The organism is Photobacterium sanctipauli (assembly GCF_003026495.1).
GTDB lineage: Bacteria > Pseudomonadota > Gammaproteobacteria > Enterobacterales > Vibrionaceae > Photobacterium > Photobacterium sanctipauli.
Genome location: NZ_PYMA01000016.1, coordinates 123540 through 147942 on the forward strand (window position 1 = coordinate 123540; position 24403 = coordinate 147942).

Consider the following 24403-nt stretch of genomic DNA (forward strand, 5'->3'; position numbering starts at 1 on the left):
CAAAAATAATGAACAGTTACAACTAAACGGGAGCACCTAAGTGCTCCCGTTTTTATTTCTATTTTTTACCAGTTAATCTTCCGATTGGCGCTTGTGAGGCTCGGTGACTTCTTCGTAAGGCCAATAATGGTGGCCGATACGGATCACGAGCGTGGCAGCCGCAAGGATAAAGGCTGCGAGCGCTAGCCATACCACGTAGATCCCATCCAACTCTTTCATTCCTAGGGTGATATAGCGGGCAATGGCCATGATCGCAATGTAGATTGGGTAGCGAACCGGGATCTTACCGTTGGCGATAAATTGCTGCACCATGGCTAATACTTCGAGGTATATGAACATCAATAAGATGTCGGTGAGCAGAATTTGCCGGTTGACGTAGACATGGATGAATTCGTTGATCATCGCAGCCAGCGTCGCCAGTGTTATCGCAACCAGCAGTATGGCTTCTAGTATGTGGAAGAGCTTTAGGAAAGGGCGGCTGAAGCCCTTAGGCAAATGTGAAGGCATGAAAGATCCTAATGACGATTTATTATTATGCTTACGGTGAATTCCATCACCGTAAGCCAATTATATTTTAGATAACTCGAAAAAGGATATTATTTTCCATGCGATAGGCAGGATAGTTGTAACTGGGTTTACCAATCGACGCCTTTTCGTGCTTTTACGCCGCTTTCAAAGGCGTGTTTTACATTACGTACTTCCGATACGGTATCTGCCAAATCGGTTAGCGAGCGATGGGCCCCACGGCCTGTGACAACAACCGACTGCATTTTCGGGCGGTTTTGGATTGCTTCCAATACCTCGTCTAATTCTACGTAGCCGTATGTCACCATATAGGTCAGCTCGTCCAGCAGCACGACATCGTAGCTATCATCAGCCAGCATCTTTTTACACTCGGCCCATGTTTTTTGTGCGGCTTCGGTATCGGACTGCTTGTTTTGGGTTTCCCAGGTAAAGCCCGTCGCCATTACCGCGAAGTTAACGCCATGCTGTTCAAGCAACGCACGTTCACCGCAATCCCATGTTCCCTTGATAAATTGGCCTACGCCACACTTTTGGCCGTGGCCAACGGCACGGGCAATGGTGCCAAAGCCCGACGTCGACTTGCCTTTACCGTTACCGGTGATCACTAAAAAGATCCCTTTCTCTTCTTGAGCGGCATCGACCCGAGCATCAATTTCTGCTTTGACTTTTTCCTGTCGGGCTTTGTATCGCTCGTCTTTTTGTTTTTGATCTACCATGGGAATCCTTGTTGTTATGTGATGCTTGCCAATAGAACGAGATAGCCAGCGATTTCTGATATTTGTTGAGCCGCGCCTAGGCAGTCTCCGGTATAGCCCCCAAGTTGGCGATTGAACCAACGGCCACAGCAAAAGCGCGCGATGATAAGGATCACCGTTAGGACGAAGGCTGTGGTGAGGGGGAGTAAGAGTAATACCATTAAACTGGTGGCAATTAAAACCCACAAATCGTGCTGGCTTTGCTGATTTGCCAAAGGTTTTACTTTGCTTTGCTCGTCCAATCTCACATAGGGATAGCTGAAGATCAGGCTAGCAGCGATGGCCCGGCTTAGGGTATGCATGATTACCAATGACAGGGCTGCAAAGCTGATGCTGACATTGGCAATGCTGGCTAACGTTGCCCACTTTAATCCCAGTGCGATAAATAGCGCGCTGGCCCCATACGTGCCAAGGCGCGAATCCTTCATAATGTCGAGCTTCTGCTCGGGTTTCCATCCGCCACCAAAGCCATCGAAGACATCGGCAAGCCCATCTTCGTGAAAGGCCCCCGTGAGTAGCAGGCTAAACGCCATTGCGATGACGATGGCAATGGCGGGCGGGAATAAGGTTTGAACGACAATAAATACCAACGCCGTTAGTACACCAACAACGGTGCCGACAAGCGCAAAGTACCGATTGGCCTGGTTCAGGCGCTCTGGGGAGTATGGCGTGTTAGCAGGAATAGGGATGCGGGTGAAAAATGCCAGTGCCACCAAGAAGATTTGCCATTGTTGCTTCATATATCGCTATGAAAATCCGTTTAAAATGAAAAACAAAAGAGTAAAGTATTTTAAACCGATTTTTGATTTCAGCTTAACCGTTTTTTTAGTTAGAATCCCACTAACGGTATGGTGTTCTATTTATTGAAAGGTTTATCAATGCGTATTTGGTTGGCGGTTTGTTTTATTGCTTTACTTGCGGGTTGCTCTAGTCGGTTACCCACCGATCAGGAGTGGGCCGAAAGTTCGGCACAGCGCAAGGGGGAGCTGGTCGAAGTCGAGTATATTGAAGATGCCACTGGGCTACAGTGGGTGTCGCCAACACTGGAGGTTTCTAAATACCAGCAGTTGATGATTGAGCCTGTAGGGCTAAATCAGAAAGCGAAGACCGATCACCAGCTTCCCGAAAAAGTGCTGGAGCGAATATCGCATCGTTTGACTGGGATTCTGGAAGAAGAGTTGTCTAACGGTGTGCCTATTACCCATAGCCCAAATGATCACACCGCCATACTCAGGGTGGAGATAACCCGAGCCAGTACCGATATGGAAGATCTGAAGATCACCGAGATCCTACCTTATGGGGCAATTATTGGCGGAACCAAAGCCTTGCTAGGTACGCGGGATCGTATTGTCCGTCTGTTGGTCGAGTCCCAATTGCTTGATAGTACGACTGGCGAGTTGCTTGCCGAACGCGTTAGTGTATTGTTAGCAAAAGACATATTGGAAAATGACACCGAACAACTACGCTTTGAGCAGATAAAGGATGCTGTCGAGCGCTTTACTCAAGATATCGTCCATTTCATCCGTTTAACGGCTTATCAAGGCCACTTGATAGAGCAGGGTGAGGGTTAATACGTGCGGCAGGCGTAGGCGTTTCAATAAGGAATAATGTATGGCATATAAAATTTTGGTGGTATGCATGGGCAACATCTGTCGTTCGCCGACCGGTGAAGCCATTCTGCGCGCTAAGTCCCAAGAGCGTGGTGGCTATGTCACTGTCGACTCGGCAGGCACAATTGGGTATCACCAAGGCGAGCAGCCCGATCCCCGCTCGATGGCGGCAGGTGAGGCGAGGGGATATAGCTTCGATGGGATACGCTCAAGAAAGATCACCGCTGATGACTTTGAGCATTTTGACCTTATTTTAGCGGCCGACCATGCCAACCTTGCCGATATGCAAGCCATTTGCCCCGATGAATACCAGCACAAGCTGAAGCTATTTTTAAGCTACGGCAATAACCCGGATTTCGAGGAAATTCCCGATCCGTACTACGGAGGTAGCAACGGCTTTGAATTGGTGCTGGATTTGATTGAGGAAGCGTCGGACGCGGTGCTGGACAGTATTCAACAGTGATGCGCTTCAATAGTTCTGCTCTTTGAAGAAACGCATGTACTCAATAACAAAATGCCCGCAATGTTTTGCGGGCATTTGTTTATCTGAAGCTTGGCTTACTTAGCCTAGGGTATCGGTTGCAACCTTGTAGGTTGGATCTTCTACCATGTTCACCTCAACCAGGTTACCCGCTTTCTTAAGCAGCGAGCGACACTCTGGGCTTAGGTGACGAATGTGCAGCGTTTTACCTTGGTTGGCGTAGCGCTCAGCAATGGTATCGATGGCTTCGATTGCAGAGTGGTCAGCAACGCGTGATTTGGCAAAATCAATGATCACATCCGCTGGGTCGTTTTTCGCATCAAATAGCTCTAGGAAGTGAGAAACCGAACCAAAGAATAGCGGGCCGTTTACTTCGTAAACTTTTGAACCACTCTGGTCGATGTGGCTTGATGCATAGATGTGCTTCGCGTGTTCCCAAGCGAATACTAGCGCAGAGTAAATCACACCTACGATTACCGCCATAGCTAGGTCAACCGCAACAGTCACACCAGTGACAAGAATAATCGCGAAGAAGTCGTGTTTTGGTACTTTACGTGCCATCTTCAAGCTTGCCCACTCGAAGGTACCAATCACAACCATGAACATAACACCAACTAGCGCTGCTAGCGGGATCATTTCAATTAGTGATGAACCGAATAGGATAAATAGCAATAGGCCTACCGCGCCGGTGATACCAGACAGGCGACCACGACCACCCGAGTTGATGTTGATCATCGATTGACCGATCATCGCACAACCACCCATAGCGCCGAATACAGAACAGGTAACGTTCGCAAGGCCCTGGCCCACACATTCGCGGTTACCTTGACCACGGGTGCCTGTCATTTCATCGATGACTGTTAGCGTCAGTAGTGATTCAATCAGACCAACAGCGGCCAGTACAAGCGAGTATGGCAAGATGATGCTTAGGGTTTCCATGTTGAAGCCAACCTGCGGTACCGAGAATGTCGGTAGCGAACCTGCTAGGGTTGCTTCTGAGTTGCCACTCATGGTGCGAACGAAGTCGATAACAGTACGCGCATCAAGATCTAAACCATGAACCAATGCCGTTACTGTGATAATCGCAACCAATGAAGAAGGTACAGCAGTCGTTAGCTTAGGTAGGAAGTGGATGATAGACATGGTCAGCGCCACAAGGCCAAGCATGATGTACAGCTCTGGGCCCTGCATCCAAACTAATGCGCCTGAAGCATCTGGTACTTTGAACTGGCCAAGCTGAGCGAGGAAAATCACAATCGCCAAACCGTTTACGAAACCAATCATTACCGGGTGCGGCACCATGCGGATAAACTTACCCAGTTTGAAAATACCAGCAAGGATCTGAATAACACCGGCCAGCATGACAGCCGCAAACAGGTACTCAATACCGTGCTCGGCAACCAGGCTTACCATTACAACAGCCATTGCGCCTGTTGCACCAGAAATCATTCCCGGGCGACCACCCAGAACGGCAGTGACTAGGCCAACAATAAATGCAGCGTATAGGCCAACCATTGGGTCTACACCTGCTACGAAAGCAAAGGCTACAGCTTCCGGTACCAGTGCTAGCGCAACAGTTAGTCCAGAAAGAACGTCATTTTTGACGGATTGTCGCGAAAATTGAGGGAATTCAAACATTTTATTCAGTTTTTATCCGGTTAAGGTGGGTTTAGCCGGGTTGCGTCAGTGCATCCACTTTTAAAAGAGCTTATAAGGCGCAAGATCCTACAGAAATATGTGAAGTGGTTCAACTTTCAAGTGGGTTTTTTCATCTTGAGGTGAGTAATTGTAACCAGATTTATAGCTATCAATAATTGCGGTTGTGGGAGTAATTTCTGTTTTCCATATGTTTCATTATATGAATAACTCAATTGCTGAAATGTCCTTATCAGTACTCCTATGAGTTATTTGAGGCTATTTATTGAGAGCAGCATTTGTAAACCATGTCCCCGGTTTATAACCCCCTCCAGCTCCCCCTTGTATAAACTTGCTCGATTTCTTTACTTCGGAGTTCAAGGGGGAGAGCCTTCTTTGGTGCGGAAAGGGCGTTGGTCACAGTACTGATTACTTGCGAGAAACAGTTCCTTCCCCTTTACCCACTGCGGCATGGTTGTTCGCAGAATCACTTTCAAGGGGAAGGCTAGGATGGGGTTATGGCTCGGAGCCCAATGGCAAGCACAGTGCTAGCAACCCCCTCCAGCTCCCCCTTGTATAAACTTGCTCGATTTCTTTACTTCGGAGTTCAAGGGGGAGAGCTTTCTTTGGTGCGGAAAGGGCGTTGGTCACAGTACTGATTACCTGCGAGAAACAGTTCCTTCCCCTTTGTCAACCATGGCAACGTTGTGCACGAAGTCAGTTTCAAGGCAGGGTGGGGTTACTGCGCCAATCCTTACCGAATGTTCATAAGCCACCACCAAACACCAAGCTCAAAGCCCCCTCAAACTGGCTACTTCAGAGTGTGGTAAAAGGTTAAAAACAAAAAAAGCCATACCCTTTCAGGTATGGCTTTCAATGTTTAGCTACTCAGCTATTGCCGCAGCAATGAGGCTTAACCTAGTGGCTTACTCATTGGCGCTTGAGCAGAGTTGGTCGCCGTTTGGCTACCAGCTTGGCGAGCAGCAAAGCGGCTCTCGCGAAGTGGAGCAATGGCAACAACTTCTGCAGTGGCGGTTTCAGCTGGTGCAGGGGCTTTAGCCATTGGCGCAGCAGTGTGGCGACCACGAGGTGCCGTTGCTGTTACTGGCTTAGCTTCTGCAGCCGCTTCTTTAGCAACAACTTCAACGACAGGCTTTTCTGCCTTCACTTCAGCTTTAGGTGCTGCTTCAACAACTGGAGTCTCAGCGACTGGTGCTTCTGCCACCGTCTCTTCAACAATTGGCTCTTCAACAGCAGGCGCCTCAACAACTGCTTCTTCAGCAACTGGCGCTTCAACGATAGTTTCTTCAACCACAGGTTGTGCTTCAGCAACAGGTGCTTGGCGAAGTGGGAATGCTTTACCCATCGCTAGCTCAGGTTGTGCAACGCCACCAAGTGCTGGAGCAGTTTCTGCTGGAGCTTCAACGGCAGCTTCTGCAACTGGCTCGTCGATAGCGGCAACAGGCACTTTCTTCGCCTGCCATACTTTGCCCATCGCCATTTCTGGTGAGGCAACGCCTGATAGAGGGCGTGAAGCTGCTGGTTTCTCAACAATGCTTACCACGTTTTCCATATCGTTAAGAGCATCAGTGGCTTCTTCAACGGCATGGCCGACAGCATCAGTTACCATCTTCTCTACGTTATCGCCTTTTTCTGGGCGGTTATCGCGGATGCGACGGCGACGCTGGCCGCTAGCGCGAAGGTGGCGAGGTGAACGGCGGTTACGACGCTGGCCATTTTCTTGCTCAGCTTTATCTTCACCTTTTTGTTCAACTTGCTCCTCAGTCGCTTTCGCTTCTTTGGCCATTGCTGTGCCTAGCTCTTCGATTGCCGAAGGTGCTTTTGCCTCTTGTGCGACAGGCGCTTTCACTTCTTCTGCAACAGGTGCTGTTTCTGGCGTTTGTACCGGTGCTTGCTCTAGGTCATCGGTGATACGTACTTTCTTGCGAAGGTCACGGCGTTGACGACGCTGCTTCACTTTAGACGCTTTCTCGAATTCCTGTTCGCGTTTCTCTTCTACGCTAGGCTTCGCACTTTTCGCTTGCTGCTCTTCAGTACGACGTTGCTTCTGCGCTTGAATGTCTTCACGACGAGACTGGCGCTTCTGCTCTTTGTCTTTACGCTGCTGAGTTTGCTTCTCGGTTTGCGGCTGCTCCGGCTTGTCCTTCGCTTTCTCGTTGCGACGACGCTGCTGGCGCTGCTCGTTAGCTTGCTTACGCTCGCCTTCTGGACGCTCAGTGCGATCCTGACGACCACGGCGCTGACCATCTTTACCACCACGGCGGTTTTCTTGACGGTCTCCGCGACGGCCACCTTCTTGGCGCTCACCACGACGGTTGTCTTGGTTGCGGCGGTTGTCCTTGCGGTCACCACGGCGGTTGCTACGCTTGTTCGCTGCTTTCTTCTCTTCCTTCACTTCTGGCTCAGGGCTAGATGAGAAGATGCTTGCGATAGCAGAGAAGATACGGCTAAAGAAGCCAGGCTTTTCTTCAGCAGCAGGTGTTGCTTTCGCTTTCGGCTGCTGTGGCTTCGCTTTAGGCTTAGCCGCTGCTTGCGCTTGCTGTGGTTGTGGTGCACTAAAGCCTTGCAGTACAGGCTCTTCGCGCTTCTTAACAACACGCTCTTGCGGCGCTGATTCAGCTGCTTCGGCTTCTTTCAGTGCTTCAAGTGTGCGAGGTAGGTGGTAAGACAGCGTATCGTGCTCATCACCACTACGTACACGTACAACCTCAAAGTGAGGTGTTTCCATATCAGCGTTAGGCACGATAATCGCACGAACGTTGTGGGACTTCTCGATATGCTGTACAGAACGACGCTTTTCGTTGAGTAGGTAAGAGGCAATGGCGACAGGGACAATCGCAAGCACTTGCGATGTGTTGTCTTTCAGTGCTTCCTCTTCGATCAGACGAAGAATTGATAGCGACAGTGATTCGCTGTCACGGATAACACCCGTACCGCTACAACGAGGACACACGTGGTGGCTCGCTTCAGCCAGTGATGGGCTCAGGCGCTGGCGCGACATTTCAAGTAGGCCAAAGCGCGAGATACGGCCGATCTGAACACGGGCACGATCCATACGAACTGCTTCACGCAGACGGTTTTCAACTTCGCGCTGGTGACGAACAGGGGTCATATCGATGAAGTCGATAACGACTAGGCCACCAAGGTCACGCAGGCGCAACTGGCGGGCAATCTCGTCGGCCGCTTCAAGGTTTGTTTGCAATGCTGTCTCTTCGATATCACCACCCTTAGTTGCACGGGCAGAGTTGATATCGATTGACGTCAATGCTTCAGTTGGATCGATAACGATTGAGCCGCCTGATGGCAGACGAACTTCGCGCTGGAACGCAGATTCAATCTGGTTTTCGATCTGGTAGTGGTTGAATAGCGGCGTATCGGTATTTTCGTACAGTTTCACGCGCGACAGGAAGTCAGGGCGAACCTGCTGGATGTGATCGCGTGCACGGTCGAAAATCTTCTTGCTATCGATAACAATTTCACCGATGTCACGGCGTAGGTAGTCACGGATAGCACGAGCGATTACGTTGCTTTCTTGGTGGATCAAGAACGGTGCTGGTGCAGAGTCTGCTGCATCTTTCACACGTTCCCAATGGTTAAGTAGGTAGTTTAAGTCGTACTCTAGGTCTTCGGCAGACTTGCCAACACCTGCAGTACGTACGATTAGACCCATGCCTTGAGGTAGTTCAAGCGTGCTAAGTGCCGCTTTCAACTGGGTACGCTCTTCACCTTCGATACGACGAGAAATACCGCCGGCACGAGGGTTGTTTGGCATTAGAACTAGGTAGCTACCAGCAAGAGAGATAAAGGTTGTTAGGGCTGCCCCTTTGTTACCGCGCTCTTCTTTGTCAACCTGAACAATAACTTCCTGACCTTCTTTTAGCACTTCCTTGATGTTAGGACGGCCTTGGTAGGTGTAATCAGCGGGGAAGTAATCACGGGCGATTTCTTTAAGAGGGAGGAAACCGTGGCGCTCTGCACCGTAGTCAACGAACGCTGCTTCCAGGCTTGGCTCGATACGTGTGATGCGACCTTTGTAGATATTAGCTTTTTTAGATTCGTGGCCAGGGCTTTCGATATCAAGATCGAAGAGCTTCTGCCCATCAACTAATGCGACGCGCAACTCTTCCTTCTGAGTTGCGTTAATCAACATTCTTTTCATTATATTGTACTCGTTTTTGTCGTTGTATTAGCGCGTGCAGTCACGAGTTTTATCAATGGTGCCCGACCCCAAGTCTGATCTAAATGCAACCTCACGGCTGGAATTCAGGGGTGCTGTTTGGCAACACGTTGTATCCAACTGTATCAAGATGATTAAATCTGAAAAATATACAGCTGGCTCACCGTACTCTTACGGCGGTATCTGTCACATCAATAAAAAAACGTCAGTGAACGCACTAAAAAACACTCCGATGAATTTAACGTCTTACGCCATGTGCTGCGTTTTTCGTCAGAGCGGTATATAAAATAATCACTTGGGTGGTAATCTGCTCACCCTGTTAACAAAGTAGGCTTTTTTTCCTACTCTTGCAGGCAATCATAGCAGGGTGGCTTTTTTGCGGCAATCTGCTTTATGAAAGAGTTCGGTCTAAAGTGTTGAAAAATGCACAATTGCTTTTTTTAGAAAAAAATCAATAGTGAATTAGTCGAAGGGGGGTTATCTCTTTTTCCGTCTTTTGTATAGAATACGTGGCTATGAATGATGACAAACCTAAAGTGCAATTCATCGAGATTTCAGATGACTTTGCCGGCCAGCGGATCGATAACTTCCTTCGCGCAAGGCTTAAAAACGTACCGAAAAGTATGATTTATCGCATTTTGCGTAAAGGTGAAGTGCGAGTAAATAAAAAACGGATAAAACCTGAATATAAACTACAAGACGGCGACCTGGTTCGGGTACCTCCGGTAAGAGTACCGGAAAAAGAAGACCAAGCGCCAATCAGCACCAAGCTGGATAAGGTATCTGAGCTGGAATCGTGCATCATCTATGAAGATGACCACATGCTGATCTTGAATAAGCCGTCAGGAACAGCGGTGCACGGTGGTAGCGGATTGAAGTTTGGTGCCATCGAAGCATTGCGTGCCCTTCGTCCCGATGCGCGTTTCTTGGAGTTGGTTCACCGTATTGACCGCGATACTTCCGGCATCTTGTTGGTAGCGAAGAAGCGCTCGGCGCTACGCAAGCTGCAAGAGCAGTTTCGCAATAAAACGGTGCAGAAGTATTACTATGCCTTGGTGATGGGTGAGTGGAAGGCTAGTTGCAAGAAGGTGACGGCGCCACTGCTTAAAAACGAAGTGAACAGCATTGTACGGGTTAACCCGAACGGTAAAGCGTCTGATACCCGATTCAAGGTGATCGAGCGTTTGGAGCAGGCAACCTTGGTGCAGGCTAGCCCAGTAACGGGCCGTACCCACCAAATTCGTGTTCACTGCCAGTACACTGGTCACCCGATTGCGTGGGACGACCGTTATGGTGATCCGCGCTTTGATGCTTATACGAAAAAAACGGGGCTCAACCGACTTTTCCTTCATGCGGCAAACATCAAGTTTACCCACCCGAATACGGAAGAGCTGATGGATATCAGCGCGCCAATGGAAGCAAAATTGGTGAAGGCGGTGGAGCAGCTGCGGGTCAAAGCGAACAAGCAATAACCGTGCAATGTGATAGCTAAAGCTATTTCGTTAAGCGTTAGATACAGAAAAGCGGCTAGTCGTGAGCAACGGTTAGCCGCTTTTGCTTTGGGTTTATTTATTTTTTATAAAGGGCAGGGGCTCGTTTACAGTACCGAAACGCCTTGCTTCTTAAGCATGTCGCACAAGGCAATCAATGGCATGCCAACCAAGGTGTTGGGATCCCTGCCTTCCAGTTTGTCAAACAACGCAATACCCAGTCCTTCGCACATGAAGCTGCCTGCGCAGTTCAACGGTTGTTCCCGTTCGACATAGCGGCGAATTTCCCCTTGGTCTAATTGGCGGAAGGTGACATGGAAAGGTTCGCAGATGACGTCACTGGTTTGGGTGGCGGCATTATATAGGCACAGGCCGGTATAGAAAGTGACAGTTTGACCGCTTGCTGCTTGTAGTTGCTCGCAGGCTTTATCTACCGTGTGCGGTTTGCCCATGATGTTACCGTTGATCACGCATACCTGATCGGAGCCAATGATCAAATGGTCGGGGTGCTCGGCGGCACACGCTTTGGCTTTGTCTTCGGCTAGGCGTTGTACCAGTGCCTCGGCAGACTCGCCAGCCAGTGGGGTTTCGTCAGTATTGGGCTTGGCGGTCGCAAATGGCACCTGGAGCTTTTCAAGCAAGGACTGGCGGAAAGGCGAGGTAGAAGCCAGCAGCAAAGGTTGGGTCATGATGATTACCGGGTTATTCAAGGTTGTGGTAGTCTAGCCGCCACAGAGTATGAACGCTACGTTATAATGTTAGGTGATGACGGCATACTGGCGATCATTTCATCGTGTTTTGTGTGTTATTTGCGCAGTTAATTAACGGGACTCAACCTGTTTATAGTCAGTCAGATAACAGACAAAATGGTGGAAGTGGCCCCGTTCAGTGATTCGTTCACCGTACGTAGTATACGAATTAACTAAATGCTGTTAATTCACGCACATTTCCTTTGACTCAAACAGATTAGAAGGCTAATATTCGCGCCCTATGCAAAAGGTAAAATTGCCGCTTACGGTTGACCCGGTTCGCGCTGCTCAAAAAAAACTCGACTATGATGGCATCATCAAAGCTGAATTACTTGAGCGTTTGGCCGCGTCAACGCAGAGCGTAACACGTGATGCAAACGTCACCTTATCATTTGACTTGGACCAACGTCGCCTCGCATTTATGCGCGGTCGCGCTGATGTTGAAGTGACTTTGACCTGTCAGCGATGCCAGGAAGGGTTCCAACACGAATACAGTGTGGAATTCTGTTATAGTCCGCTCCTCAAACCAGAGGACGCAGATGATTTCCCGGAAGCTTATGAGCCGGCTGACGTCGACGAAAATGGTGAGATCAATCTGATTCAAATCGTTGAAGACGAATTGATTTTGGAACTGCCTCAAGTCGCTATGCATGATGAAGCTGACTGTAAAGCCAGTGGAAACATGACTTTTGGTGAGATCCCCGTTGCTGATGAGCGTCCGAATCCGTTTGCAGTATTGAAAAATCTAAGTAAGTAATTTTAACAGGAGTAGGGTTAATGGCCGTACAAAAGAGCAAAAAATCACGTGCAGCACGTGGTATGCGTCGTTCACACGATGCACTAACAACTGCAGCTGTATCTGTAGATTCTGCAAGTGGTGAAACTCACCTACGTCACCACGTAACTGCTGACGGTTTCTACCGTGGCCGTAAGGTTATCAACAAATAAGGTTGAACCTTGAGTGGTCTTACCGTTGCACTTGATGCAATGGGCGGGGATTTCGGTCCTCAAGTAACAGTGCCTGCCTCCGTGCAGGCACTGTTGCAATACCCAGAGCTCAAAGTTATTCTTTTTGGTGATCAAAGTGCGATCACGTCTCAACTATCTCTCCTAAACCAGTCTGAACACCCTCGAATTAGCATTGTTCATTGCGAACATGTGATTGGCAACGATACCCGTCCGTCCCAAGCATTGCGCCGTAGCCAAGGCTCTTCCATGCGTATGGCACTGGAAGCGGTAGCCGCAGGCCAAGCTGACGCGTGCGTGAGCGCAGGCAATACCGGTGCGTTAATGGCACTGTCCCGTTTTATACTTAAATTGCTGCCGGGTGTAGACCGACCTGCATTGGTTTCCGCGATTCCTACCCGCACCGACAATAAAACCTGGTTGCTTGATCTCGGGGCAAATGTGTCTTGCGATGCCGACACGCTATTCCAGTTTGCCGTGATGGGGGCCGTATTGGCTGAACAAGGTCTGCCGCATTCGCCACGGGTTGCCTTGCTCAACATTGGTGAGGAAGAGATCAAAGGCAACGATTTGGTGAAACGCTGCTCAGAAATGCTGACAGAATCACCAGATATCAACTATGTCGGTTACCTTGAAGGGGATCAACTATACAGCGGGCAAGCGGATGTCATCGTCTGCGATGGCTTTGTCGGTAATGTGAGTTTGAAAACCAGCGAGGGCGTTGCCAATTTATTCATTAACCAGTTCAAGCAGGCGATTTCTCGCAATCCTCTCAAACAGTTGATTGCTAAATGGTTGTTTAGTGACCTGTTTGATCGGCTCAAACGACTGAACCCCGACCAGTATAACGGGGCGAGTCTGTTAGGATTGCGCGGTATAGTGGTTAAAAGCCATGGAAGTGCTGATACAACCGCATTTGCCAATGCGATTGGTGAAGCGGTTCACGAGGTCAAACGGCAAGTACCGACTAAAATCAGTGACCGTTTGGAAGAAGTCTTACTCGAGAGGCATTATTAGTCTTCATGTATAGCAAAATTTTAGGTACAGGCAGCTTCTTGCCTGAGCAAGTACGTACCAATGCTGACTTAGAGCAAATGGTGGAAACCAACGACGAGTGGATTGTAGCTCGTACCGGTATTCGAGAGCGCCGCATTGCCGCAGCTGATGAAACAGTTGCTGTAATGGGCTATCAGGCTTCTATTAACGCCATCGAAATGGCGGGTATCGATAAAGACGATATTGACCTGATCATCGTAGCGACTACCAGTGCGAGTCACTCATTCCCGTCGGCAGCTTGCCAAGTGCAAGGCATGCTTGATATTAAAGGCTGTCCGGCCTTTGATATTGCCGCGGCGTGCTCGGGGTTCGTTTATGCACTGAGCGTGGCAGATCAGCATATTAAAACCGGTATGGCGAAAAACGTATTGGTGATCGGCTCTGATGCGCTGTCTCACAAATGTGATCCGGAAGATCGTTCAACGATCATCCTGTTCGGTGATGGTGCCGGTGCAGTTGTGGTTGGTGCCAGCGAAGAGCCGGGCATTATCTCTACCCACCTGCATGCCGATGGCCACTTTGGTGGTTTATTGAGCTTGGCGGTGCCCGATCATGGCGAAGCGTTCAGCGACGACAAGTGGCTATATATGGCCGGTAACGAAGTGTTCAAAGTCGCGGTTACCCAGCTATCAAACTTGGTGAAAGACACGCTGGCCGCCAACAACATGGATAAGTCCGAGCTTGATTGGTTGGTACCGCACCAAGCTAACTTGCGAATTATTAAGGCAACGGCGAAGAAACTGTCGATGTCGATGGATCAAGTGGTGGTAACCCTTGACCGTCACGGCAACACGTCTGCAGCCACAGTGCCAACGGCATTGGATGAGGCGGTGCGCGATGGCCGTATCCAGCGTGGCCAAACGCTGCTGTTGGAAGCCTTCGGTGGCGGCTTTACTTGGGGCTCGGCCCTGGTGAAGTTCTAATTATCAGATTCACGACTAGGCTTAGCGCGCAAAGCAACACTGGTTTCACTGGTGGGCTAAGCCTAACAACAACCCAATAAGGATTCTCGAATGTCTAAGTTCGCGATTGTATTCCCAGGACAAGGTTCTCAAACTGTTGGCATGCTGGCAGAGCTTGCAGAACAGTTTGCTATTGTTAAGCAAACTTTTGCTGAAGCGTCTGAAGCACTTGGCTACGACCTATGGGCGTTGGTTCAAAATGGCCCAGCGGAAGACCTAAACCAAACTCACCGCACTCAGCCTGCACTACTGACTTCTTCAGTGGCAATTTGGCGTGTATGGCAAGAGCAGGGTGGTGAGCAACCAGCAGTATTGGCTGGTCACAGCCTCGGTGAGTACTCTGCACTGGTTTGTGCGGGTGTTATCGACTTTAAAGAAGCGGTGAAGCTAGTTGAGCTTCGCGGTCAGCTAATGCAAGAAGCGGTACCAGCTGGCGTTGGTGCAATGTCTGCAATCATCGGCCTTGATAACGATGCGATTGCCAAAGCGTGTGAAGAAGCAGCTCAAGACCAAGTTTGTTCGCCAGTTAACTTCAACTCGCCTGGTCAGGTTGTGATTGCGGGTAACAAAGAAGCAGTAGAGCGTGCAAACGTACTATGTAAAGAAGCGGGTGCTAAGCGTGCTATGCCACTGCCTGTTTCTGTGCCTTCTCACTGTGCGCTAATGCAGCCTGCGGCAGAAAAATTGGCTGCAGCACTAGAAAACATCGCGTTTTCTGCACCAACACTGCCTGTTATCAACAACGCTGATGTTGCGACTGAAACTGATCCTGCGGCAATCAAGCAGGCATTGGTTAAGCAGCTGCACAGCCCAGTACGTTGGACTGAGTCTGTAGAGCGTATGGCTGAGGAAGGCGTTGAGAAACTGCTTGAGCTAGGCCCAGGTAAAGTACTGACTGGCCTAACAAAACGTATTAATCGTTCACTTAGCGCTGCCGCTGTTAACGACACAGCGACGCTAGAAGCTGCTAAGTAATGACCATGTTTGCCTGCGGGGCGCTGAATAATAGCGCGCCACAGGCAGCATAAATAACCTATTAAGAGGAAGAACAATGAGCCTGGAAGGTAAAGTTGCCCTAGTAACGGGTGCAAGCCGCGGTATTGGCCGTGCTATTGCTGAGATTCTAGTTGAGCGCGGTGCGACAGTTGTCGGTACAGCAACATCTGAAAGCGGAGCTGAAGCAATCAGCAGCTACCTTGGTGACAACGGTAAAGGTCTTGCACTTAACGTAACTTCTCCGGAGTCTATTGAGTCTGTGCTTAAGCAGATCAAAGAAGAGTTTGGCGACGTTGATATCTTGGTTAACAACGCAGGTATTACTCGCGACAACTTGCTAATGCGCATGAAAGACGACGAGTGGCAAGACATCATGGATACTAACCTGACGTCTATTTTCCGCCTGTCTAAAGCGGTACTGCGTGCAATGATGAAAAAGCGTCACGGCCGTATCATCAGCATTGGCTCTGTAGTAGGTACTATGGGTAATGCTGGCCAAACTAACTACGCAGCAGCGAAAGCTGGCCTAATTGGCTTCACTAAGTCAATGGCTCGCGAAGTGGCGTCTCGTGGTATTACTGTGAACGCAGTTGCACCTGGCTTCATTGAAACTGACATGACGAAAGCCCTAACTGACGATCAGCGTGCTGCAACCCTGTCTGGTGTGCCTGCTGGTCGCTTGGGCGATCCGCGCGAAATTGCAGCAGCTGTTGCATTTTTAGCCTCTGAAGATGCTGGTTATGTAACCGGCGAAACGCTGCATGTAAATGGCGGCATGTACATGATTTAATCAAAAAAGTTGCATAACTTGATGATGCAAGTCAAACTCAACTAGTTTTCAATGAAAATCGTGGTTTGACCAGCGTCTTGAGTATTGCAACTTTTGCAGTATTGAATAAACTACAGCAAATCGCATTAGCGAATTCTTGTTTTAAGGAAATAGATTAATGAGCAACATCGAAGAACGCGTAAAAAAAATCATTGTTGAGCAACTAGGTGTAGACGAAGCTGAAGTTAAGAACGAAGCTTCTTTCGTTGACGATCTAGGCGCTGACTCTCTAGATACAGTTGAACTAGTTATGGCTCTAGAAGAAGAATTCGACACTGAGATCCCAGACGAAGAAGCTGAAAAAATTACTACAGTTCAAGCAGCAATCGACTACGTTGTTGGCGCTTCTGAGTAATTAAAGAACTCCCTCCAGGCGGTCACCATGACCGCCTGATTTTCTTTTGAAACCTGTTTTATCCTCAAATCCCGGAGAAATTAATCGTGTCTAAGCGTCGCGTAGTTGTTACTGGCATGGGTATGCTATCACCGGTAGGTAATTCTGTAGATTCATCTTGGAAGGCCCTGCTAGAAGGTACTAGCGGTATCAGCACTATTGAACATTTTGATGCTAGCGCATTCGCTACTCGCTTTGCCGGTATGGTCAAAGACTTCAACTGTGAAGAATACATGTCGAAAAAAGATGCACGTAAAATGGATTTGTTTATCCAATACGGCATCGCAGCAGGCGTTCAAGCATTAAAAGACTCTGGCATTGAAGTCACTGAAGAAAACGCAGCCCGTGTGGGTGTTGCTATCGGTTCTGGTATTGGTGGTCTTGGCTTGATTGAAGCTAACCATCAATCATTGATGGAAAAGGGCCCGCGTAAAATCAGCCCGTTCTTTGTTCCATCGACAATTGTAAATATGATCGCAGGCCACATGTCTATCATGCACGGTCTACGTGGTCCAAACATCGCTATCTCTACGGCATGTACAACTGGCCTTCATAACATTGGCCATGCTGCGCGTATGATTGCTTATGGCGATGCAGATGCCATGCTGGCTGGTGGTGCTGAAAAAGCATCTACGCCACTGGGCATGGGCGGCTTCGCAGCTGCTAAAGCACTTTCTACTCGTAACGACGATCCACAGGGCGCATCTCGTCCGTGGGATAAAGAGCGTGACGGTTTCGTACTTGGCGACGGCGCCGGTATGATGGTGCTGGAAGAATACGAACACGCGAAAGCGCGTGGTGCGAAAATCTATGCTGAGCTTGTTGGCTTTGGTATGAGTGGTGATGCTTACCACATGACTTCACCAAGTGTTGACGGTTCTGGTGGTGCACTTGCGATGGAAGCGGCTATCCGTGATGCGGGTATCAACGCTGACCAAATCGGCTATGTGAATGCACACGGTACGTCTACCCCTGCGGGTGACGTTGCTGAAACACTGGGTATCAAGCGTGCAATGGGCGCAGCAGTAGACAAAGTGATGGTGTCTTCTACCAAGTCTATGACCGGTCACCTGTTGGGTGCCGCTGGCTCTGTTGAGGCTATTATCACTGCGATGTCTCTGGTTGATCAGGCTGTACCGCCAACAATCAACCTAGAAAACCCAGATGAAGGCTGTGATCTGGACTACGTGCCAGGCGAAGCTCGCCAAGCTAACCTTGAGTACGCACTTTGTAACTCATTTGGCTTCGGTGGTACAAACGGCTCACTGCTGTTTAAGAAAATCTAAAGATAACCTGTGTTATCATATGGCGGCCCGGTGTTATGCACCGGGCCGTTTTTTTTCGGCAAGATTTACTGATTGGTTTTTCTTGTAGGTTGGTATAAGTCGATTGGTATAAGAACCTTGGTAGAAATAGGTGAGCAATGATTCTGATAAACGGAAAACCTCAATCCCATGTTGAAGTGACCGACAGAGCCTTGCAGTACGGCGATGGCTGTTTTACGACCATGCTCGTTGAAACAGGGCGGGTTCGCCTATGGCCGTTACACTTAGCGCGGTTGAAAAAAACGGTTAACGCTTTTGCTATTGCCGAGCCTGACTGGCAGCAGCTTGAAAGTGACGTTGCCCGCCTGGCAGCACAATACCCGGAAAAAGGGGGCGTAAAGGTGCTGATCAGCCGTGGCAGTGGTGGCCGTGGATATAGCCCGCATGGCTGCGATGCCACCCAAGTGGTTGTGTCTGATTTTACTTGGCCGGCGCATTATGCCAATTGGCAACAAGACGGGATCAGTCTTGGAATTTGCCAGCAAAGATTGTCAATTTCCCCGATCTTAGCGGGGTATAAACACCTAAACCGTCTAGAGCAGGTCATGCTCAAGCAAGAAGCAGAAAAAGCCGGGGTGGTGGATGCCGTCACCTTGGATGCCAACGGGGCGGTGGCGGAAACGGTGGCGTCGAACATTTTTTGGCGTAAGGGCAATACTATCTATACACCGTTACTGGATTTGTCGGGTGTGCACGGGGTAATGCGACGCCATGTGATCGAAATTGTGGCTTCGCTCGATTATTGTTTAGAGAGTGTCAAAATGCCGCTCGATAGCTTGCTTTGTGCAGATGAAGTCTTTATTACTAATGCCCTGATGGCGTTAGTGCCTGTAAATGACATAAATGGAATCAAATTTGTTGAGCGCGATGCGCTTAATGCAATAAACAAGAGGTTGTACACGTGCTAAAGAAGTTGATGATGGTTGTAGTTTTGCTGGGGGTAGTTGCTGCCGGAGCACTGGGCTGGGCCTACCAGCAAGTGAAACTATCGCTTGAACAGCCTGTGGTTAACACAGAAGACGCTTTACTGACGGTTAAGGCGGGCACGTCCTACCGTGGACTATTAAATCAACTTGACCAGCAAGGCATTGTTCCTGCCTCGGAATGGACGCGTTGGATCCCACGGCTAGAGCCAGAACTCGTACAACTGAAGACCGGAAGCTACTTGGTCTCAGCCGAGATGAATTTGCGTGATGTACTTGCTTTGGTGGCTTCTGGCCGCGAGCAGCAGTTTGCCATTACCTTGGTTGAAGGCGACCGTTTCGTTGATTGGCTGGCACAGCTGAGCGAAGCGCCGCATGTGATTCATGAGGCCGAAGGCATGAGCGAGGCTGACATTGCCAAGGCGATTGGTGCTGATGTCGACAAGCTTGAAGGCTACCTACTGCCAGAAACCTATCATTACACCGTGGGTACCAGCGATTTAGACCTACTCAAGCGTGCATACCAAGACATGATTGCGCTGCTTGATGAGGCATGGCAGACGCGTGATAAAGATATTCCGCTTGATAACCCATACGAAGCGCTGATCATGGCGTCAATTATCGAGAAGGAAACGGCCGTTGATGATGAGCGCACCATGGTGTCATCAGTGTTCATGAACCGCTTGAACAAGGGCATGCGACTGCAAACAGACCCAACCGTGATCTACGGAATGGGCGATAAGTACGATGGTAACATTCGCAAGCGCGACCTTCGTACGCCAACGCCGTACAACACCTATACCATTTGGGGTTTGCCACCGACACCGATTGCAATGCCAAGCAAGGCATCGGTTTTGGCTGCAGTAAACCCGGTTGATACGGGGTATTACTACTTTGTGGCTGATGGCAAAGGCGGCCATAAATTTTCTAAGACGCTGACAGAGCACAACCGTGCTGTACGTGCTTACTTGAGAACACTAAGAAAATAAGAATGACTGGTAAATTTATTGTAATTGAAGGGCTTGAAGGCGCGGGTAAAAGTACGGCTATCAAGCAGGTAATGCAGGTACTTGCAGAAAAAGGTATCGAAGATATCACCTCTACCCGCGAGCCAGGCGGTACGCCATTAGCTGAGCAGATGCGCACCTTAGTAAAGGAAGGGCACCCTGATGAGCCGCTAACGGACATGGCTGAACTATTGCTACTGTATGCTGCTCGCTCGCAACTGGTTGAAAATGTGATTAAACCGGCCTTGAATAAAGGCCACTGGGTGGTGGGTGATCGCCACGACATGTCGTCACAGGCCTACCAAGGTGGTGGCCGCGGCTTTGATAAAACTGTGATGGAAAACATCCGTAATACGGTACTGGGTGATTTCCGCCCTGATTTTACGTTGTATATGGATATTGATCCGGTACTTGGCCTTGAGCGCGCGCGTGGCCGAGGTGAGCTTGACCGTATCGAGCAGATGAATATTGATTTCTTCAACCGGGCCCGTGCCCGCTTCTTAGAGCTCTCTGAGAACGATCCAAGCGTGACCATCATTGATGCTAGCCAGTCGTTGGAGAAGGTGACGGCCGATATTCAGGCAGCACTTAAGTGCTGGGTGGAGCAACAGTAAGATGCTTTATCCTTGGCAGGAATCTTTATGGCAGAATTGGCAGCAGTTGTTAGATCAAAGACGACTGCACCATGCCGTTTTATTGGTCGCACCACTGGGCAGCGGTCGTGAGGCACTGGCCAAGCAATTGGCGCAAACAGTGTTATGCCAGAATGGGGTAACGGAGCCATGTGGTATTTGCCACAGCTGTAAGCTGTTTGAAGCGGGGACGCATCCTGATTTCCACCCCTTGGCACCGGAGCAACAAGGCAAGCAAATCGGTGTTGATGCGGTGCGTAAATGTAATCGCTGGGCGGTGGAAACCTCGCAGCTTGGTGGCGATAGGATCATTATGATCGATTATGCCGACGCCATGGGTGAGGCGGCGGCTAATGCGTTGCTTAAAACACTGGAAGAGCCACCATCAGGTTGCCAGTTTATCTTGCTGGCCTCGGCACTTGATAACTTGCTACCGACCATCAATAGCCGCTGTAATAAGTGGCGCCTTGCGATGCCAAATGAAGCCGATACTCAGCGTTGGGTTGAAAAGCAGCTGATGCAAAGTATTAAGCTGGAAACGGTCAGGCTAAACAACAGTGCCCCGATTGCAACCATGCAATTTATCGAGCAAGGGCAGGATATCCGCTATGGCAAGTTGCTAGAAGCCTTTGCCGCTTTCTTACAGCCACCGCATATTGGGCTTTATGACGTTGCCGGGCTGTGTAGCAGCGAAGGGCATAATAGCTTGAAGTGGCTGAGCTACTTCATGGTGGATTGCCTGAAGTTGCAGCAAGGCGCTGCAGGTCATTTGGTGCACAGTGAATCCCTACCTTTGGTGCAGCAAGCCGCCGCAGTGGTTACGCCGGCGACGCTGATTAGCCAAAGCCGCAAAGCCAATGCGCTGTATCAGCAGCTTGAACGCCACACAGGCTTGAATGCTGAGCTATTGTTGGTTGAGTGGCTAACGGGGTTCATGGCTCAATAAGAAGCTGAACCCGCTATAGAGAATAACATGCCCAGCTTGATGCTGGGTTGAGCAGAATACAGAGGAAAATGACGTGTTAGTTGATTCGCATTGTCACCTGGATAAATTAGATTACGAGAAACTGCATACAGGGATTGATGATGTACTGGCAAAAGCGCAGGCCCGTGGCGTGGATTACTTCCTGTCTGTGGGTGTGACGCTAAAAAGCTTCCCGGCCATGATGGAAATGATCGAGCCGCACAACAATGTTTTTGCATCATGTGGGGTACACCCGCTTGATATAGAAACAGGGTTCGATTTCGACAAGCTGAAAGAATATGCCCAGCATGAGCGCGTTGTTGCCATTGGGGAAACGGGGCTTGATTACCACTACCAGCCTGAGCTTGCCGAGCAACAGAAAGCGATCTTTCGCCAGCATGTGCGCTTGGCCGTTGAATTGAACAAGCCGCTGATCATCCATACCCGCATGGCGCGCGAAGATACCATGCAGATTTTGCGTGAAGAAGGTGCCGAGAAGTGTGGCGGTGTGTTGCACTGCTTTACCGAAAGCCTTGAAATGGCGTTGGAAGCCATTGAGCTTGGCTTCTATATCTCGATTTCAGGCATTGTTACCTTCAACAAAGCAAGTGAGCTAAAGCATGTTGTCAGCCAGCTGCCGCTAGAGCGCCTGCTGGTTGAAACCGATTCGCCATACCTTGCGCCGATTCCATATCGCGGTAAGCAAAACCAACCTGCATATGTGAAAGAAGTCGCTGAATATATTGCGATGCTGAAGGGGGTTTCTGCGAGTGAAGTCGAGGAAATTACCACAGACAACTTCTTCACCCTTTTTTCGCGAGCCGAAAGATAATTAGTTAAAAAAAGGAGCGTAAGCTCCTTTTTTTATGCCTGAAATAGTAAAAATTCAGAAAATATTTAAGTGGGTTAAAAATATCCTGCAAAATACGCTATTTTCTGTCTGTTTTAACCTCAATGTAATTTCGTAACGTTAAGTAACATAGCTTACAGTATTGAAAGATAATTACAGTGTGTTGAAAGTGTGGTTTTTGGTATTTTTATTGTTTTAAATCAATATCTTATGTTTTGCGTACTGCCGTTTTAGGTAGTTTGGTCATTGTGATCTATATTTAATTTTGAAATTATATTTCACGCTGTAATGGCATTTTTGACGGCCATCAAGTTATATTTAGCGCCGCAACATATACTAAAGCTGTAATAACAAAGAAAAGCAGTACTTACATAATGACTACGGGGGTAGGTCGTAAGTACTTGCTTAATTTCTGATTAAACATCTCACTCAGGAGCACAATATGTTTAAGAACCTTTTTGCTAACCTGCAAAAAGTCGGTAAGGCGCTGATGCTGCCTGTATCGGTTTTGCCGGTAGCAGGTATTCTGTTGGGCGTTGGTGCCGCTAACTTTAGCTGGCTACCAGAAGTTGTTTCTCAAGTTATGGAATCTGCTGGTGGTTCTGTATTTGGCCAAATGCCACTACTATTCGCAGTAGGTGTAGCACTAGGTTTCACAAACAACGACGGTGTAGCAGGTCTTGCTGCTATCGTAGGTTACGGCATCATGGCTGCAACGCTTGGCGTTATGGCTAGCGTAATGGGCGTAGAATCAATCGATACAGGTGTACTAGGTGGTATCCTTGTCGGTGGTGTTGCTGCGTGGGCATTCAACCGCTTCTTCCGTATTCAGCTTCCTGAGTACCTAGGCTTCTTTGCTGGTAAGCGTTTCGTACCAATCATGACAGGTTTCTGTGCAATTGGTCTTGCGGTACTGCTTTCTATCATCTGGCCACCAGTTGGCGGCGCTATTGCTGCATTCTCTGATTGGGCTGCACACCAGAACCCAACAGTTGCATTCGGTATCTACGGTATCGTTGAGCGTTCTCTAATTCCATTTGGTCTACACCACGTTTGGAACGTTCCATTCTTCTTCGAAGCAGGTTCTTGTGTGAACGCTGCTGGCGAAACTCAGAACGGTGTTCTAACTTGTTACCTAGTTGCTGATGAAGCATCTCGTATCGCGGGTAATGGCTTCGGTCAGCTAGCCGGTGGTTACATGTTCAAGATGTTCGGTCTACCAGCTGCGGCTATCGCGATTGCACACTGTGCTAAGCCTGAGAACCGTGCGAAAGTAATGGGTATCATGCTTTCAGCTGCACTGACTTCTTTCCTAACAGGTATTACTGAGCCAATCGAATTCTCATTCCTATTCGTTGCTCCAGTACTATACGGAATCCATGCACTTCTAGCTGGTTCTGCATACGTTGTTGCTAACATCCTTGGCTTTGTACACGGTACGTCTTTCTCACACGGTCTGATTGACTTCCTAGTACTGTCTGGCAACGCTCAGAAGCTTGGCCTAATGGTTGTTGTTGGTCTTGTATACGCTGCAATCTACTACACAGTATTCCGTGCAGTAATCACTAAGCTTGACCTGAAAACGCCTGGTCGTGAAGACGAGACAGAAGAAGCAGCTTCATCTGCGACAGGTTCTGACCTAGCGAAAGACTTGGTAACTGCTTTCGGTGGTAAAGAGAACATCACAGGTCTTGACGCTTGTATCACTCGCCTACGTGTTGCTGTAGCAAGTGTTGACAACGTTGACCAAGACCGCCTGAAGAAACTAGGCGCGGCGGGTGTTGTTATCGCTGGTGGTGGTGTACAGGCTATCTTCGGTACTAAGTCTGACAACCTGAAATCTGACATGGATGAGTGGATTCGTAACAACTAATACGAACTACAGATTCTAAAATAGAATTCAACAGACTAAAGGGAAGCTTCGGCTTCCCTTTTTTGTTTGCCCAGCAAAGCTGGCAAACCCGTCAGGTTGAAAGAAACCTGAATCGCCCCGACTAAGGGGAAGATAATCCGAATGGCAAGGGCGTTATTGGCCAACGGTAGGGTCTGAAGGAAG

At 49.0% G+C, this 24403-nt stretch carries 23 protein-coding genes; 17 read left to right on the top strand and 6 right to left on the bottom strand.

Annotated elements, in window-relative coordinates; translation table 11 throughout:
• Positions 1–72 precede the first annotated feature (72 nt).
• From C9I98_RS20630 to C9I98_RS20640, 3 genes are all read right to left on the bottom strand, one after another.
• The gene (locus C9I98_RS20630; RefSeq protein WP_036825076.1) at positions 73–507 is read right to left on the bottom strand and encodes a phosphate-starvation-inducible protein PsiE; all 435 of its coding nucleotides are present in this window, start codon (positions 505–507) and stop codon (positions 73–75) included.
• Positions 508–635: 128 nt separating this feature from the next.
• Positions 636–1241 carry a cob(I)yrinic acid a,c-diamide adenosyltransferase gene (gene cobO, locus C9I98_RS20635; protein ID WP_036825074.1) on the bottom strand — a complete coding sequence of 202 codons (606 nt, stop codon included), beginning with the start codon at positions 1239–1241 and terminating at the stop codon, positions 636–638.
• A 14-nt stretch (positions 1242–1255) separates the two neighbouring features.
• Complete coding sequence (locus C9I98_RS20640; RefSeq protein WP_107272434.1) at positions 1256–2020, bottom strand: adenosylcobinamide-GDP ribazoletransferase; 765 nt, start codon at positions 2018–2020, stop codon at positions 1256–1258.
• Positions 2021–2158: 138 nt separating this feature from the next.
• Here C9I98_RS20640 and C9I98_RS20645 point away from each other — a divergent pair, with 138 nt between their 5' ends.
• Together C9I98_RS20645 and C9I98_RS20650 are read left to right on the top strand one after the other, a co-directional pair.
• Positions 2159–2851 carry a DUF3313 domain-containing protein gene (locus C9I98_RS20645; protein ID WP_107272435.1) on the top strand — a complete coding sequence of 231 codons (693 nt, stop codon included), beginning with the start codon at positions 2159–2161 and terminating at the stop codon, positions 2849–2851.
• 40 nt (positions 2852–2891) lie between these two features.
• Positions 2892–3353: a low molecular weight protein-tyrosine-phosphatase gene (locus C9I98_RS20650; protein ID WP_036824374.1), complete on the top strand. Its 462-nt coding sequence runs from the start codon at positions 2892–2894 to the stop codon at positions 3351–3353.
• A gap of 99 nt (positions 3354–3452) precedes the next feature.
• On the opposite strand, the gene C9I98_RS20655 is transcribed toward C9I98_RS20650, so the two are convergent.
• Together C9I98_RS20655 and rne are read right to left on the bottom strand one after the other, a co-directional pair.
• Entirely contained in the window at positions 3453–5009 is a 1557-nt protein-coding gene (locus tag C9I98_RS20655) for a SulP family inorganic anion transporter (protein WP_036824377.1), read from the bottom strand.
• Positions 5010–5919: 910 nt separating this feature from the next.
• Complete coding sequence (gene rne, locus C9I98_RS20660; protein WP_211318343.1) at positions 5920–9177, bottom strand: ribonuclease E; 3258 nt, start codon at positions 9175–9177, stop codon at positions 5920–5922.
• Positions 9178–9719: 542 nt separating this feature from the next.
• Between rne and rluC the strand changes: the two genes are divergently transcribed.
• On the top strand, positions 9720–10676 hold the full coding sequence (rluC, locus tag C9I98_RS20665) for a 23S rRNA pseudouridine(955/2504/2580) synthase RluC (RefSeq protein ID WP_036831682.1): 957 nt from the start codon (positions 9720–9722) through the stop codon (positions 10674–10676).
• Positions 10677–10801: 125 nt separating this feature from the next.
• Here the strand turns inward: rluC and C9I98_RS20670 are convergent, their stop codons facing one another.
• On the bottom strand, positions 10802–11383 hold the full coding sequence (locus tag C9I98_RS20670) for a Maf family protein (RefSeq protein WP_036831680.1): 582 nt from the start codon (positions 11381–11383) through the stop codon (positions 10802–10804).
• Between the two features lie 301 nt (positions 11384–11684).
• Here C9I98_RS20670 and yceD point away from each other — a divergent pair, with 301 nt between their 5' ends.
• The 14 genes from yceD to ptsG all read left to right on the top strand — a co-directional run bounded on the left by yceD (position 11685) and on the right by ptsG (position 24220).
• On the top strand, positions 11685–12200 hold the full coding sequence (yceD, locus tag C9I98_RS20675; protein WP_036831678.1) for a 23S rRNA accumulation protein YceD: 516 nt from the start codon (positions 11685–11687) through the stop codon (positions 12198–12200).
• Between the two features lie 20 nt (positions 12201–12220).
• On the top strand, positions 12221–12391 hold the full coding sequence (gene rpmF / locus C9I98_RS20680; protein WP_006231206.1) for a 50S ribosomal protein L32: 171 nt from the start codon (positions 12221–12223) through the stop codon (positions 12389–12391).
• 9 nt (positions 12392–12400) lie between these two features.
• On the top strand, positions 12401–13426 hold the full coding sequence (plsX, locus tag C9I98_RS20685; RefSeq protein ID WP_081879142.1) for a phosphate acyltransferase PlsX: 1026 nt from the start codon (positions 12401–12403) through the stop codon (positions 13424–13426).
• A gap of 5 nt (positions 13427–13431) precedes the next feature.
• On the top strand, positions 13432–14388 hold the full coding sequence (locus C9I98_RS20690; protein WP_036831675.1) for a beta-ketoacyl-ACP synthase III: 957 nt from the start codon (positions 13432–13434) through the stop codon (positions 14386–14388).
• Between the two features lie 90 nt (positions 14389–14478).
• Positions 14479–15402, top strand: a complete 924-nt coding sequence (gene fabD / locus C9I98_RS20695) for an ACP S-malonyltransferase (protein WP_036831673.1) — start codon at positions 14479–14481, stop codon at positions 15400–15402.
• Between the two features lie 76 nt (positions 15403–15478).
• Positions 15479–16213: a 3-oxoacyl-ACP reductase FabG gene (fabG, locus tag C9I98_RS20700; RefSeq protein WP_107272437.1), complete on the top strand. Its 735-nt coding sequence runs from the start codon at positions 15479–15481 to the stop codon at positions 16211–16213.
• Between the two features lie 157 nt (positions 16214–16370).
• Positions 16371–16607, top strand: a complete 237-nt coding sequence (gene acpP, locus C9I98_RS20705; protein WP_007467184.1) for an acyl carrier protein — start codon at positions 16371–16373, stop codon at positions 16605–16607.
• 86 nt (positions 16608–16693) lie between these two features.
• Positions 16694–17932 carry a beta-ketoacyl-ACP synthase II gene (gene fabF, locus C9I98_RS20710; protein WP_036817788.1) on the top strand — a complete coding sequence of 413 codons (1239 nt, stop codon included), beginning with the start codon at positions 16694–16696 and terminating at the stop codon, positions 17930–17932.
• A 137-nt stretch (positions 17933–18069) separates the two neighbouring features.
• Complete coding sequence (gene pabC / locus C9I98_RS20715) at positions 18070–18879, top strand: aminodeoxychorismate lyase (protein ID WP_036817787.1); 810 nt, start codon at positions 18070–18072, stop codon at positions 18877–18879.
• The gene (gene mltG / locus C9I98_RS20720) at positions 18873–19883 is read left to right on the top strand and encodes an endolytic transglycosylase MltG (protein ID WP_036817786.1); all 1011 of its coding nucleotides are present in this window, start codon (positions 18873–18875) and stop codon (positions 19881–19883) included. Before pabC ends, mltG begins: the two co-directional genes overlap by 7 nt.
• A 2-nt stretch (positions 19884–19885) precedes the next feature.
• Complete coding sequence (tmk, locus tag C9I98_RS20725) at positions 19886–20515, top strand: dTMP kinase (RefSeq protein WP_036817785.1); 630 nt, start codon at positions 19886–19888, stop codon at positions 20513–20515.
• 1 nt (position 20516) lies between these two features.
• Entirely contained in the window at positions 20517–21479 is a 963-nt protein-coding gene (holB, locus tag C9I98_RS20730) for a DNA polymerase III subunit delta' (RefSeq protein ID WP_036817783.1), read from the top strand.
• A gap of 73 nt (positions 21480–21552) precedes the next feature.
• Positions 21553–22329, top strand: a complete 777-nt coding sequence (locus tag C9I98_RS20735; RefSeq protein ID WP_107272438.1) for a TatD family hydrolase — start codon at positions 21553–21555, stop codon at positions 22327–22329.
• 460 nt (positions 22330–22789) lie between these two features.
• A complete protein-coding gene (gene ptsG / locus C9I98_RS20740) occupies positions 22790–24220 on the top strand; it encodes a PTS glucose transporter subunit IIBC (protein ID WP_036826595.1) in 1431 nt (476 codons plus the stop codon).
• Positions 24221–24403: the final 183 nt, after the last annotated feature.